The 12670-nt window shown below is 44.5% G+C and carries 13 protein-coding genes; 1 reads left to right on the top strand and 12 read right to left on the bottom strand.

Features of this window, described 5'->3' with window-relative positions; translation table 11 throughout:
* Nucleotides 1-244 precede the first annotated feature (244 nt).
* Entirely contained in the window at nt 245-1570 is a 1326-nt protein-coding gene (locus tag NSS65_RS06510) for an amino acid permease (RefSeq protein WP_070325746.1), read from the top strand.
* A gap of 13 nt (nt 1571-1583) precedes the next feature.
* Here NSS65_RS06510 and NSS65_RS06505 read toward each other — a convergent pair whose 3' ends face one another.
* The 12 genes from NSS65_RS06505 to NSS65_RS06450 form a co-directional block, all read right to left on the bottom strand.
* Complete coding sequence (locus NSS65_RS06505; protein WP_034281483.1) at nt 1584-1913, bottom strand: bh protein; 330 nt, start codon at nt 1911-1913, stop codon at nt 1584-1586.
* A 63-nt stretch (nt 1914-1976) separates the two neighbouring features.
* Nucleotides 1977-2933, bottom strand: coding sequence for a sugar-binding transcriptional regulator (locus NSS65_RS06500; RefSeq protein ID WP_024424944.1), 957 nt, complete (start codon nt 2931-2933; stop codon nt 1977-1979).
* Nucleotides 2934-3026: 93 nt separating this feature from the next.
* The gene (locus tag NSS65_RS06495) at nt 3027-3812 is read right to left on the bottom strand and encodes an SDR family oxidoreductase (protein WP_070325745.1); all 786 of its coding nucleotides are present in this window, start codon (nt 3810-3812) and stop codon (nt 3027-3029) included.
* On the bottom strand, nt 3790-4491 hold the full coding sequence (locus tag NSS65_RS06490) for an SDR family NAD(P)-dependent oxidoreductase (protein ID WP_198422982.1): 702 nt from the start codon (nt 4489-4491) through the stop codon (nt 3790-3792). The genes NSS65_RS06495 and NSS65_RS06490 overlap by 23 nt, the downstream gene beginning before the upstream one ends.
* A 25-nt stretch (nt 4492-4516) precedes the next feature.
* On the bottom strand, nt 4517-5899 hold the full coding sequence (lpdA, locus tag NSS65_RS06485) for a dihydrolipoyl dehydrogenase (RefSeq protein ID WP_342467369.1): 1383 nt from the start codon (nt 5897-5899) through the stop codon (nt 4517-4519).
* A gap of 12 nt (nt 5900-5911) precedes the next feature.
* Nucleotides 5912-7237 carry a dihydrolipoamide acetyltransferase family protein gene (locus tag NSS65_RS06480; RefSeq protein ID WP_144496593.1) on the bottom strand — a complete coding sequence of 442 codons (1326 nt, stop codon included), beginning with the start codon at nt 7235-7237 and terminating at the stop codon, nt 5912-5914.
* 17 nt (nt 7238-7254) lie between these two features.
* On the bottom strand, nt 7255-8235 hold the full coding sequence (locus NSS65_RS06475) for an alpha-ketoacid dehydrogenase subunit beta (protein ID WP_034281944.1): 981 nt from the start codon (nt 8233-8235) through the stop codon (nt 7255-7257).
* A gap of 31 nt (nt 8236-8266) precedes the next feature.
* On the bottom strand, nt 8267-9250 hold the full coding sequence (pdhA, locus tag NSS65_RS06470; protein WP_024424949.1) for a pyruvate dehydrogenase (acetyl-transferring) E1 component subunit alpha: 984 nt from the start codon (nt 9248-9250) through the stop codon (nt 8267-8269).
* Nucleotides 9251-9430: 180 nt separating this feature from the next.
* Entirely contained in the window at nt 9431-10462 is a 1032-nt protein-coding gene (locus NSS65_RS06465; RefSeq protein ID WP_034281479.1) for an alcohol dehydrogenase catalytic domain-containing protein, read from the bottom strand.
* Nucleotides 10459-10905 carry a hypothetical protein gene (locus NSS65_RS06460; RefSeq protein WP_144496592.1) on the bottom strand — a complete coding sequence of 149 codons (447 nt, stop codon included), beginning with the start codon at nt 10903-10905 and terminating at the stop codon, nt 10459-10461. Before NSS65_RS06460 ends, NSS65_RS06465 begins: the two co-directional genes overlap by 4 nt.
* 61 nt (nt 10906-10966) lie before the next feature.
* Nucleotides 10967-11245 carry a PTS sugar transporter subunit IIB gene (locus NSS65_RS06455; protein ID WP_003212259.1) on the bottom strand — a complete coding sequence of 93 codons (279 nt, stop codon included), beginning with the start codon at nt 11243-11245 and terminating at the stop codon, nt 10967-10969.
* 19 nt (nt 11246-11264) lie between these two features.
* A complete protein-coding gene (locus NSS65_RS06450; RefSeq protein ID WP_034281477.1) occupies nt 11265-12638 on the bottom strand; it encodes a PTS transporter subunit IIC in 1374 nt (457 codons plus the stop codon).
* Nucleotides 12639-12670: the final 32 nt, after the last annotated feature.

Below are 12670 nucleotides of genomic sequence, written 5' to 3'. Positions count from 1 at the left end.
ATTTGGCTGCACGTTTACTGGATGTTCGGTTTCCGGTCATTAAATTAACATTAAATCAAAAATAAACTTTCATTGTTCGTTTTTAACACAACATTCACCCTAATATCTCCAATAAACGAACACTTTCAAATACAAATACGAAAATCAGAAAATTTTTTTAATTCTTGTTTTCCTAAAATCGTATTACAATGAACAAAATACATGTCACAGTAACGTACGAAAGTGATGCAGGAGGTCGTGTGTAATGAACAAAGAACAACCAGCGTTAAAACAAGACATCGGCTTATTTTTCGCCCTATCTCTTGTCATCGGGACCATTATCGGGTCAGGCGTCTTTATGAAGCCAGGCAACGTCCTTTCCTATTCAGGAAGCTCAGACATCGCCTTATTCGCTTGGCTGCTAGGTGGCATCTTAACCCTTGCAGGCGGACTGACTGTCGCTGAAATTGGTACACAAATCCCGAGAACCGGCGGGTTGTACGCCTATCTTGAAGAAGTGTATGGTGAATTTTGGGGCTACTTATGCGGCTGGGTGCAGATTATTATTTACGGACCCGCCATCATTGGTGCACTTGGTCTTTATTTTGGTTCATTATTAGCCAATCTATTTTCTCTTTCGACTTTATGGTCTACAACGATCGGCATTATCACCGTTTTATTTTTATGTATCATTAACATAATGGGAACAAAATACGGCGGATTTGTTCAGGGGCTGACCACTATCGGAAAGCTTGTCCCAATTGCCGCTATTATTGTGTTTGGCATATGGAAAGGTAACGAAAACATCTTGATGGCCGTCAACGATAGTATCGCTCAAATGAATTTCGGTGCAGCGATTTTGGCTACGCTGTTTGCTTATGATGGCTGGATTTTACTTGCGGCGCTTGGGGGTGAAATGAAAAACCCTGAGAAACTGCTGCCTCGAGCGATGGCAGGCGGAATTTTAATCGTGACGGCTTGTTATCTCTTTATTAATGTCGCACTTTTGCACGTGCTGCCAGCTGATCAAATCGTCCAGTTAGGTGAAAATGCGACAAGCACTGCTGCTACCATGCTCTTTGGGCCAATTGGCGGGAAAATCATTAGTATTGGGATCATCATCAGCATCTTTGGCTGTTTGAACGGAAAGGTTCTTTCATTCCCACGTGTGATTTTTGCGATGGCAGAACGAAAGCAGATTCCTTTCGCCAACGCGATTTCGCGGATTCACCCAACGTTTAAAACACCTTGGATCGCTGTATTTGTGCAAATTTTGATCGCCATTGTGTTTATGATCGTCAGTAATCCGGAGAAGCTGTCTGAGGTCTCGATTTTCATGATCTACATCTTTTATGTGATGGCCTTTTTCGCCGTCTTTAAGCTGAGAAAACAAAACAGCGGAATGAAGCGTGCGTACAGTGTACCACTTTACCCGCTGACACCGATCATTGCGATTATCGGTTCATTATTCGTTTTAATCAGCACCATGATCACCGATTGGAAAAGCTGCCTGATCTCCATGCTGATCGGGATGGCTGGACTGCCTATTTATTATTATATGAAAAAAACACAAAATAAAGCAGAGCACTAAACGGTGCTCTGCTTCATTTTTTATATTGTTTGATCACTTTGTATGATTCGTTTAAATATCTCATGAGCCGGTATGGCTTACTAAGCACGCGGATTGGGAGTCTTGAGATAAATCCATTCAGGTTCGACTTATATTCCTGCGTGATCCGCTTTGGCTTTGTCGCTATTTTCTCGTATACTTCCTTGTAAAATTCCTTCATGATGTCGACTTGCACACTGATCTTTTGATGACACTCTGTACACTCAACGCTTTTCATCTGATCATTCACATAAACGATGCTGTGGAGGGTCTCTTCTTGGCACCGAGTACAGTGTAGGTTTGCTTCCATTTCGGTTTGCTTCAAGATACACAGCTCCTTTCTCGTTTGATGTTGCTCTTGTTATACCATTCGAACGCTGCCAGTCTTTTATTGAACGGATGCTTCCTTTAAAATGGCTGCCGCCGTTAGTTCGTCTGTCACCAGTACTTGGATGAAGCCGCCATTTAAAGCCCCTAAAATGCTCTCAGCTTTATGGGTTCCTTCTACAACAGCGATGACCGTTTTGACGCTCTTTAATTGTTCCAGCGATAAGCCAATGACCTTTTGATTCAGTTCATCTTGGACAGGTTTTCCTTCTCCATCAAAGAAACGAAAGCCAATATCACCGACAGCCCCTGATTGCCTTAAACCAGATAAGTCCTCTTCTTTTAAATAACCGACTGTTTTTAAAGTTGACCCTTTATGCGGGTTGCCAATACCGATGAGGGCAATATCCACATTTCTGCCTTCTTCAAGCACAGCTTCTATGTCCTGCATCGCCATAAGCCGTTCTTTTAATTCTTCTGTTTCTAAAATCGCAGGGGCATATAAATAGGAACACGTGCCGTTCATTTTCTTTGCCAGCTCATATGCCAGCTGATTGGCATGAATGTCGACCGCCTGCCTGCCCATTCCGCCCTCTAAAGGAATGACCTTCACATCGTTTCTTCGTTCAAACGGATATTCTTTTACAAGCTCCGCAAGCGTCGTCCCCCATGAAATGCCGATTTTCTCCGCATTTTTCATGTTTTTAGACAAATAATAGGCGCCTGCTTGACCGACTGCCCGCTTCACCATCTCAGACATTGTCCCGACACTTGGGACAACGACCGCATCTGTTAATTGAAAGGTTGTTTCTAGCTGCTTTTCAAGTTCCACCGTATGAATGCTTTCGTCTTTAATGTACACTTCCACGATTCCCACATCTTTTGCTTTTTGTAAGAGCTTTGAGATGACTGGTCTTGAGACATTGAGCTTTTTTGCAATTTCCTGCTGCGTCCACCCGTCTGTATAATAAAGATGAGCAACTTTGACGAGCTGTCGTCTTTCTTCCCAATTCAGCATGTGACATCATCCTTTTAATATACTATGATTACCAGTATACCAAACATTCGTTTCCAATTGGAACAATTGTTATGAAAATGACAAAAAGAGCGATTAACTCTCCGCTCTTTTTCCCTCAGTATATTTTGGCTGATACGTTCTCCCTCCGTCTAACAGGATCATTTGTCCGTGCAAATAGCTCCCCTCGTGACGTGTGAGAAATAAAGTGAGCCCTGCGATATCCTCAGGCTTTCCTAATCTTCCGATGGGAATGAGTGATTGCAGCTGCCGTTTCTCCTCTACAGTAGGATAGAGCGTATCAAGCATTTGAGATTCAATGACGCGGGGAGCAATCACATTGATGCGTATTTGATGCGAGCCTAGTTCCTTTACGAGCGAACGCATCAATCCAAAAGCACCTGCTTTTGATGCATAATATTGAATACCGCCGCCTGAGCCGGTGATTGAAGATCCCGATCCAATAATGACAACACTGCCTTCCTGCCGCTCACACATATAGGGTGCCAACGCTTTGATGCAATAGTAAAGACCATATAAGTTCACAGCCAGTGTCTTTTTCCAAAGTGAAAAATCGACTTCTAAAAAAGGCAGTGATTTAGTCATTCCTGCTGAATACACAAGGTGAGCAATACCACCCAGCTCCCTTTCAGCTGCTGATATCATTTGCTGAACACTTTCCCACGATGAAACGTCAGCTTGAAATATCAGCAGCTGAGGATACTGTGTCTTTAAGAGCGAAAGTCCCTTTTCGTCTATATCTGACACGGCGACTTGGTGCCCTTCTTTTAAAAATCGTTCAGCTATTTCTTTTCCGATCCCTTGGGCTCCGCCAACGATGAGAACTGGTTTTTGAACATTAGCCAGCACTCTCACCCCCATCAAGCATAATCGCCACGCCATCTGTAAATGCACCATAGGATGTACTGAGAAACACCGTCATATGGGCCACAGTCTCCTTGATTTGCTCTGTATCAGGAACCAAATGGAGAGGAGGCGGCAGCAGCGCAAGCACCCGGATGCCTTTGTCTTTAAATTCTCTCGCTAACCCTTTTGTCATGGCATTCAGCATAGAATTCGAAGTAGCATGCGAGATCCCGCCATCACCTGTAATACTGCCTGATGACGATATATTAATGATGCAGCCTTGTCTCTGATCAACCATATGCCATACAGCAGCCTGACTGGAAAGAAAGACGGTATTCACAGCCGATTCCACTTCATCCACCCACTCATCAGGGCCCACGTCATCAAGCTTCGCGTCCGCTCCTTGCTCTGCTTGATTGACCAAAATATCCAGTTTACCGCATGTATCAATCACTTGCCTCAGCATTCGCGCGGCATCACGCGGTGTTTCCAGCGGGTTCTGAATGATACTCGCTTGACCGCCCATTTTTTGAATGTCTTCACGAATGGTTTTAGCCTTTGATTCATCATGAAACGTGTGTAAAAAAACATGTGCACCTGCCCGGGCTAAAGCCAGGCAGATGGCTTCTCCAAATCCATCTGTGCTACCTGTCACAAGTGCCGCTTTCTGATGAAGCTGGACGTGCACATGCATCTCCTCCCTATCCCTTGTTTGGCCATTATTTTCTCAGCTTACTCACGATATCAAGTGCTGCTTCATAAAAACCTTCTGAGATGGTCGGATGCGGATGAATCATTTTCGCCATCTCTTCTGCTGTTCCTTCTAAATACATAAAGGAGGAAGCTTCTGAAATCATCTCTGTGACGTGCGGGCCAACCATCGTCGCGCCAATCACTTCACCATAGGCTGTATCGTATACCAATTTAATAAAGCCTGTTTGATCACCTGCCGCTAGTGCTTTACCGCTTGCCGCTAAATCAAATCGTTCTGCCCGCACGTTAAGTCCTTTGGCTTTTGCCTCTTTCTCAGTCAGACCAACACTCGCTACCTCTGGTAATGTATAAATACATCTAGGCATGATATCAGCATTCATTTTTTCAGGCACACCGCAAATATTACTGACCGCAACAGCGGCCTCTGCCATCGCTGCGTGAGCCAGCTGATAGCCGCCAGCAACATCCCCAACTGCATAGACACCTTCCACACTTGTCTGCATCTTGTCATTCACCTTGATAAAAGGACCATCCAGCTGAAGGTCAAGCTGGCTGACAGCAGAAACGCTAGGTCTTCTTCCTACACAAACAAGCAGTCTTTCAGCCGTAAAGATATGCGTCTCTCCTTTATCGTCTGATGCATGAACCGCTTTGACTCCTTCGCTTTCCGTCACCTCTGTCACAGTGGTTTTTTTCGCGATATGGATGCCTTTTTTCTTTAATTCTCTTTCTAGCAGCTTAGATGCTTCCTCATCCTCTTGTGGAATAATAGACGGAGCCGCTTCAATAATCGTGACTTTTGATTGAAGACTCTGGAAGATACAAGCCAGCTCAAGTCCAATGACACCGCCGCCAATGATGACGACAGAAGCCGAAATATCTGGGATGTCAAAGATCGTATCACTTGTGTCAAATTGAATGTCTTTAAGGCCCGGTATTGGCGGAATGGCAGGTGAAGATCCAGTGGCAATGATGAGCTCTTTCGTTTCAATCGATTCTGAACCATCTTGCTTTTCAATCTCAATCCGGTGCTTTGTAACAGCTGTACCTCTGCCGTTATATACATCAATCTTTCCTTGCTTTAATAAAAAGGCAATTCCGCCTCTGAGCTTTTCAATGACGTCATCTTTGCGCTTTCTCATTTTATCGAAGGAAAGGACCAAATCACCTGTTTCAATTCCCCAGCTTTTCGCCTTCTCAATTGATTCAATGACTTCTGCATGTTTGAGCAGTGTCTTGGAAGGAATACAGCCCCGATTTAAACAAGTACCGCCTAGAAAATCCTCTTCAATCAATGCGACCTTCCGTCCACGCTCAGCTGCTTGAAGGGCGGCAGTATACCCGCCAGGCCCTCCGCCAATGACTGTCAGATCATACGTTTTCGTCATCCGATTCATCTCCTACATTAGCAATTCAAATGGTTGTTCAAGCACTTTTTTAAGGTCTGTTAAAAAGGCAGCCGCTGGTGCGCCATCTACCACTCGGTGATCAAACGATAAACTAACACCCATCATCGGCCGCACCTGAATTTCTCCATCTACTACAACAGGTTTTTCTTGAATGCGCCCAACCCCTAAGATCGCCACTTCCGGCTGATTAATAATCGGGGTAAAGGTATCAATGGCATACATCCCTAAGTTACTAATGGTAAAAGTGGACCCTTTCAGCTGGTCTGGCAGCAGTTTTTGGTCACGTGCGTTTCGGCCGATTTCTTTTGCCTCTTTTGTCAGCTGTTTTAACCCTTTTTGGTTCGCATGAGAAATGACTGGAACCATTAAGCCATCTTTTACAGCGACAGCGAGACCAATGTGCACATCATCATGGAAATGGAGCTCATTTTGTTCAAATGTCATATTGATCTGCGGGTGGCGCGTGAGTACGTTGCTGACCGCATGAATGATAATTTCTGTGAACGACAGTCTGTAGCCTGTCTCTTTTTCAATCGCTGGCAATAGCTGTTTGCGTATTTCTTTCGCTTTTGTCATATCGATTTCACTTGTTAATGTCACGTGCGGTGCTGTAAAGGCACTTTGTGACATGCGGTCAGCGATCACTTTTCTCATACCAGCTAGTTTTTGTGTTTTCGCTGGAGAAGACTCTACTGTTTTTGCAGCTGCTGCCGTTACATCACTCTTCATAATTTTACCGTGTGCACCAGATCCAGCAACATTCGCTAAATCAATTCCTTCACGAGCAGCCACTTTTTCTGCAAGCGGTGACACGCGCTGATCTTTCTCACTAGAGTGGACGGCCGCCTCGACGTCCCGCTTTTGAACTCTGCCTTTAGGTCCTGTGCCAGATACCTCATGAATCGCTACATGATGATCCTTTGCCGTTTTTCTCGCCGCAGGTGTGGCACGTACTTTTTCATTAAGTGTTTTTGGGGCTTCAGCAGAACTGGATGAAGCCGCGTCTGATGAAGACGATTCGCTGCTGCCTGGTGAATCTTCATCTGATTGTGCTGGCGGTTCGCTTGGCACCTGTTCATTTGCCTCTCCGATGTATCCAATGACAGCATTGACTGGAATTTGATCATCGGCTTCATAATATTTCTTTAGAAAAATACCATCATCATAGGCTTCCACCTCAATATTGATCTTGTCTGTCATAATTTCAAAAAGAGGCTCACCGATTTCAACCGAATCTCCTTCTTCTTTAAACCATTGAAGCAAGGTGCCGACTTCCATCGTACTGCTCAGCTTCGGCATAAATATCTCTTTTGGCATGATCTTCTCCCCTTTACTTAAGAGCGCACAAGCTCTTTTGCTGCTTCAATAATATCTGGCACTTGTGGAATGACCGCTTTTTCCAGCGTCGGGTTGTATGGTATTGGGACCGCAAGACCGCCAAGTCGTTTAATTGGCGCATCTAAGTAGTCAAAGGCTTCACTTTCCGCTATCATACTTGCAATCTCTCCGCCATAGCCGCCTCGTTTTACTGCTTCATGAACCACGATACATTTACCTGTTTTCTTCACAGATTCGATAATCGTTTCTTCATCTAATGGGACAAGTGTTCTTGGGTCAATGATTTCAACATCAATTCCCTCTGCTTCTAGTTCCTTTGCCGCTTCTAACGCTTTGTGTACCATAATCGCTGTTGCTACAATCGTGACGTCTTTCCCGCTTCTTTTCACATCTGCTTTCCCTAGAGGAATGGAATATTGCTCTTCAGGCACTTCACCGATTGTTTTATATAAAAGCTTGTGCTCGTAGAAAATGACAGGGTTGTCATCATCCATCGCCGCTTTTAAAAGTCCTTTTGCATCATAGGCTGTTGAAGGCTGAACCACTTTGAGTCCTGGAATATGCGCCATCCACGCTTCTAAGCTTTGTGAGTGCTGCGCCGCTGCACCCGTTCCTGATCCTGCTGGTGTTCTTACGACAAGCGGCACCTTTCCTTTTCCGCCAAACATGTATCGTGTTTTGGCTGCTTGGTTCACAAGCTGATCCATTGCGATTGTTATAAAGTCAGAGAATTGAAGTTCTAAAATCGGCCGCATACCAGTTAAAGCCGCTCCGACTGCCCCACCTGCGATGGCAGCCTCTGAGATAGGTGTATTGCGAACGCGCTCTGGACCGAATTCTTCAATCATGCCGCGCGTGACTCCAAAAGCACCTCCATATACGCCGATATCTTCACCTAAAATGAAGACATCTTGGTTTTCTCTCATTTCCTGACTCATAGCCTCTCGAACGGCTTCTAAATATGAAATCTCTCTCACTGTTGTTTTTGTCACGTGATTTCCCTCCTAATTAGGCGTATACATCCTCTAATAGTGTGTCAATTGACGGTTCTTTACTGTTTTTGGCGAATTCTACAGACGCTTCAATTTCCTGCTTCGCTTCTTCCTGTAAGCTTGCTGCCTGCTCTTCTGTTAAAACATTCAGTTCAATCAAGAGAGACTTAAAGCGTTTGATTCCGTCTTTTTGTCTCCACTCTGTCTCTTCTTCACGTGTACGGTATTTTTTCGCATCACTCTTAGAGTGACCCTTCCAGCGGTACGTTTTCATTTCAATGAGTGATGGGCCTTCTCCCGCTCTCGCACGGCTGACTGCTTCATCTACTGTGTTCATAATTTCGACCATGTCATTTCCATCAACCGTTTTTCCTGGCATTCCGTAGCTTTCTGCTCTTGTTGAAATGTCTTCAATGTTGATCATTTCTTTCACAGGGCCAGACATGCCGTACTGGTTGTTTTCACAAATAAACACAACCGGTAAATCCCAAATAGACGCAAGGTTTAATGCTTCATGGAAGCTGCCTTCATTTGTGGCACCATCTCCGAAGAAACAAAGAACAACAAAGCCTTCCTGCTTCATTTTAGATGTGAGCGCTGCACCTGTTGCCAGCGGGATACCGCCGCCAACGATTCCATTTGCCCCAAGATTTCCTTTTTCTAAATCCGCAATATGCATCGAGCCGCCTTTTCCTTTACAATAGCCGGTTTCACGTCCAAACAATTCAGCCATCATTTTATTAACCTCGGCCCCTTTTGCAATACAGTGACCGTGTCCCCTGTGTGTGCTGACGATCTTATCTTTATCTTCTAATACGGCAATCGATCCAACAGCTGACGCTTCCTGTCCAACACATAAATGAGTGGTGCCATGGATAAGTCCTTTTGCAAAAAATTGGTCGACCTTTTCATCAAAATATCTCACTAACCACATTTGTTTATATAAATCTGCTAATTTCTCATGGCTAATCTGTTCAGGCAAAGTGATTTGTTTTTGCATTTCTTCTCTCCCCTTTACATTTGTTCTTATGTGTTACATTTGTAATCATCATACGTTTAAGTGTCATCGAAGTCAAGCATTTCTCTCTCATTTTTAAGCGTTTTCATCTTTTATCAGAAAAAAAGAGAAAGGGAAAGCCCTTTTCCAAAGAACTTCTCTTTCTCTTTTAATCTCATACACTCATTCATCTGGATACATCATGATTTTGACGCTCTCACCCTCAGGATGCCTCGCACATTCTATCGCCTGAAGCAGCTGGCTTAACGGATAACGATGCGTCACCATCTTTTCAGTGTTGACCACTTTTGCTTTCAAAAGCTCAAGGGCTTCACGATAATGATATGGATGCGAGGAATAGGCTCCTACTACCTTCACTTCATCATTAAAAAATCGTTCAGCAGGAATGGCCACATCTCCCTTTGGAAAATGAGCAAACACCAAAATCGTCCCGCCTCGCGCTACAGCCTGAAACGCCTCTTTTAAAAGCGCACTGCTCCCAACAGAAATAATGACGAGGTCCGCTCCCTTTCCATCTGTTTCTTTCATCACCCGGTTTTCCACCGGCTCGGCTGCTGGATGAAAGGAGACGTCTGCACCTAAACTCCTCGCTTGCAGCAGCCTGTTCTCATTCACGTCTGTTATCATCACTTTCCCAGCCAAATAATATTTGGCGAGCTGCAATTGAATACAGCCAATTTGCCCCGCTCCAAGGATCAAAACGGAATCTCCTGGGTGAACAGGAGCTCGTTCAAACCCGTGCAGGCAGCAGGCAACCGGTTCTACCATCGCCCCTTGCTCATACGATACGTCTTTTGGAAGCTTGCCCATCGTGTGCTTGACATGCAAAGCAGGTACACGGATATATTCTGAAAACCCGCCCGGCTCTACATTTGTGGCTGTAAACTGCGGACACATCGTATAAAAACCCTTTTGACAAAAGTCACAGGTGAAACAAGGCACATGATGTGCCACATAGACCCTGTCTCCCGTTTGGACATTTGTCACGTGCTTGCCGGTCTCGACAATATCACCAGCGATTTCATGCCCCAGCACTGTCCCAGGAGGTACTGTCTCATGTGTTGCTTTGTAAATATCCGTTCCACATAAGCCGCAGGCTCGCAGCTTTAACAAAACTTCATCATCACCGATGACTGGCCGGTTCCGCTCCTCATACCGAATGTCCTCTGAAGAATAAAAGACAGCTGATTTCATGTAGCGGCATCCTCCTTTTCATCACCCTTCGCAAAATCCTGCAACGTTTGAACAAGCTGCTTGTACTCACTCATTTCACTGGATATCCAGTAGCGCCCTCCGAATATACGGGCTGGACCCACCCTGACATAGACTTTCCCGATATGAGGATAAGGCTTTAAAAAAAGCTTTCCTTTAATATCAGAAACTGCATATGTGTGCCATCTGCCAAAAGCGCCTATCTTCAGTTGATCGTCATTAATGATGACGTTTGTCGGCTGATTCAGTCCTGTAATACTAGAAAGCATGAGAATAGGCAGTGTATAAACGCCTAACACAGCTAACGGCTCAGGTCCTGCTGACCATAACGTATAAAGAGACCAGAAAAAAAACAGACAGATGAGCACAGCCGGAAGAAAAATAGACAACACTGCAGACGTTCGGCTATAAGCATGATGCTGCATAAGACTTCCTCCTTTCAAATCACTAGAAGGAGCCGGAAAAGCTCCTTCAGAAAATAGCCCTCTACTTGATATGATCAATGATTTTCTCGATATCATCTTCAATACCAAATCCAGTTAAAAAGGATAATGTTTGAATCACAGGTGTCCCTTTTGTATCACTTACAGGCGTTGTCGTCACAATTAAATCGGCGCCTTCCGCTTTTTGCGGGACTTCAGATGCCTTACACTGTTCCACCACGACATCATATCCTTTTTCCTTTAACGTCTCTTCTACCTTTTTAGCGACAACCGTTGATGTTGCAACTGCCGTTCCGCATGATACTAATATTTTCTTCGCCATTAGAATCCCTCCAGCTCATTTATTGTTCTTTCTGATCTAAGCCCATTTCTTTTGCATACTGCTTTTTAATATCATTTCGCACCCAGTACCATAGAAGCCCATAAGCCAGAGCACAGATGATGGCTGCAATAAAGTAAGGGTTGCTCGGATCAAGAAGTCTCACCATGATCCAAGGAATGACGTGAGAACCAAGATCAATACCTGAAATCATGTTTGCCCCTTCTGGGAAATCAAAGCCGACTGCTTTCCCCATGGTTGTCGCAAGCGGAGCAAGGTTCGTTGCAATAAAGAAGACAATCATTAATGTAAAAATACTGTTAATAAGGCCGCGAATAATATTTCCACGAGCGGCTGCTACTGCCCAGACAACTGTAAATGGCAGAACCGATAAGTCAGCAAACGGGAGCATGCCATTGTAAGGCAGAACAACTGCTAGCAAAATCGTAATCGGCACCATTAAAAGGGCTACCGCCATATTCGCTGGATGACCAATCACAATCGCTGTATCTAAACCAATATAGACATTTTTCCCAGGGAAACGCTTTTGAATATAAGAACGAGCGCCCTCAGAGATTGGAATCAGTCCTTCCATTAATAACGCAACCATTCTTGGCATTAAGACAAGAACTGCCGCCATTTGAATACCGAGCGTCATCACGCCTTTTGCATCATAGCCGCCGAGAAGACCAATAATGATACCAAGTATGAGACCCATCACAAGCGGTTCGCCAAAGATACCAAAGCGTTTCTTCAATGTTTCTGGATCAGCATGAATTTTGTTTAAACCAGGAATCTTATCAATGACGCGGTTGGACGCATACATGAGCGGGGCGAAGTTGACCGTTTCCGCATGAGCCATCGATACGCCTTTTAAACCGAAATGGTGTTCGATTGTCGGCGCCGTCCAATCGGCTAACTTTAGCGTGATCGCAGAGACGATCAAGCCAACAGCAAGAGCCAAGAACATATTATGATAAGCGTAGTAAGTAACAGAGGCTGCGAAAATCAAATGCCAGAAGTTCCAAATATCCACATTCAGCGTTTTCGTAAAGTTTACAGACAATAAGATGACATTTAATAAAAGCACAAGAGGAATCATGAGCGGGGCAACGGGTGTACCAAAGGATATGGCAGCTCCAATCGGCCATCCAACATCCAAAATATCGAGCTTTAGCCCAAGGGAATTAACCATGGCTTTTGCTGCTGGCCCAAGTCCGCTCACGAGCAAATTAATGACAAGATTGACACCGACAAAACCAATTCCGATCGTAATACCGGCCCTGAAGGATTTCTTAAAGCCCTGCCTTAAAATCATACCGAAAAGCGTCATAATAATCGGGAGCATAATAGTTGGTCCAAGGTCTAATATAAAATCGACGGCTTGCTTGATCATACATCCACCTCCTGAATTTTTCAGATAAAGCG

Source organism: Bacillus sp. FSL K6-1006 (assembly GCF_038593175.1).
Lineage (GTDB): Bacteria > Bacillota > Bacilli > Bacillales > Bacillaceae > Bacillus > Bacillus safensis.
The sequence above is the reverse complement of the archived record's forward strand: the minus strand, read 5'-3'. Positions and strand labels throughout refer to the sequence as shown.

What these genes read in the sequence shown, in the direction of transcription:
- NSS65_RS06460 (WP_144496592.1), bottom strand. Translation starts at nt 10,905, where the DNA reads ATGCAGCATCATGCTTATAGCCGAACGTCTGCAGTGTTGTCTATTTTT.
- NSS65_RS06450 (WP_034281477.1), bottom strand. Translation starts at nt 12,638, where the DNA reads ATGATCAAGCAAGCCGTCGATTTTATATTAGACCTTGGACCAACTATT.
- NSS65_RS06510 (WP_070325746.1), top strand. Translation starts at nt 245, where the DNA reads ATGAACAAAGAACAACCAGCGTTAAAACAAGACATCGGCTTATTTTTC.
- pdhA (WP_024424949.1), bottom strand. Translation starts at nt 9,250, where the DNA reads ATGCAAAAACAAATCACTTTGCCTGAACAGATTAGCCATGAGAAATTA.
- NSS65_RS06500 (WP_024424944.1), bottom strand. Translation starts at nt 2,933, where the DNA reads ATGCTGAATTGGGAAGAAAGACGACAGCTCGTCAAAGTTGCTCATCTT.
- NSS65_RS06480 (WP_144496593.1), bottom strand. Translation starts at nt 7,237, where the DNA reads ATGCCAAAAGAGATATTTATGCCGAAGCTGAGCAGTACGATGGAAGTC.
- NSS65_RS06465 (WP_034281479.1), bottom strand. Translation starts at nt 10,462, where the DNA reads ATGAAATCAGCTGTCTTTTATTCTTCAGAGGACATTCGGTATGAGGAG.
- NSS65_RS06495 (WP_070325745.1), bottom strand. Translation starts at nt 3,812, where the DNA reads ATGGGGGTGAGAGTGCTGGCTAATGTTCAAAAACCAGTTCTCATCGTT.
- NSS65_RS06490 (WP_198422982.1), bottom strand. Translation starts at nt 4,491, where the DNA reads ATGCATGTGCACGTCCAGCTTCATCAGAAAGCGGCACTTGTGACAGGT.
- lpdA (WP_342467369.1), bottom strand. Translation starts at nt 5,899, where the DNA reads ATGACGAAAACGTATGATCTGACAGTCATTGGCGGAGGGCCTGGCGGG.
- NSS65_RS06455 (WP_003212259.1), bottom strand. Translation starts at nt 11,245, where the DNA reads ATGGCGAAGAAAATATTAGTATCATGCGGAACGGCAGTTGCAACATCA.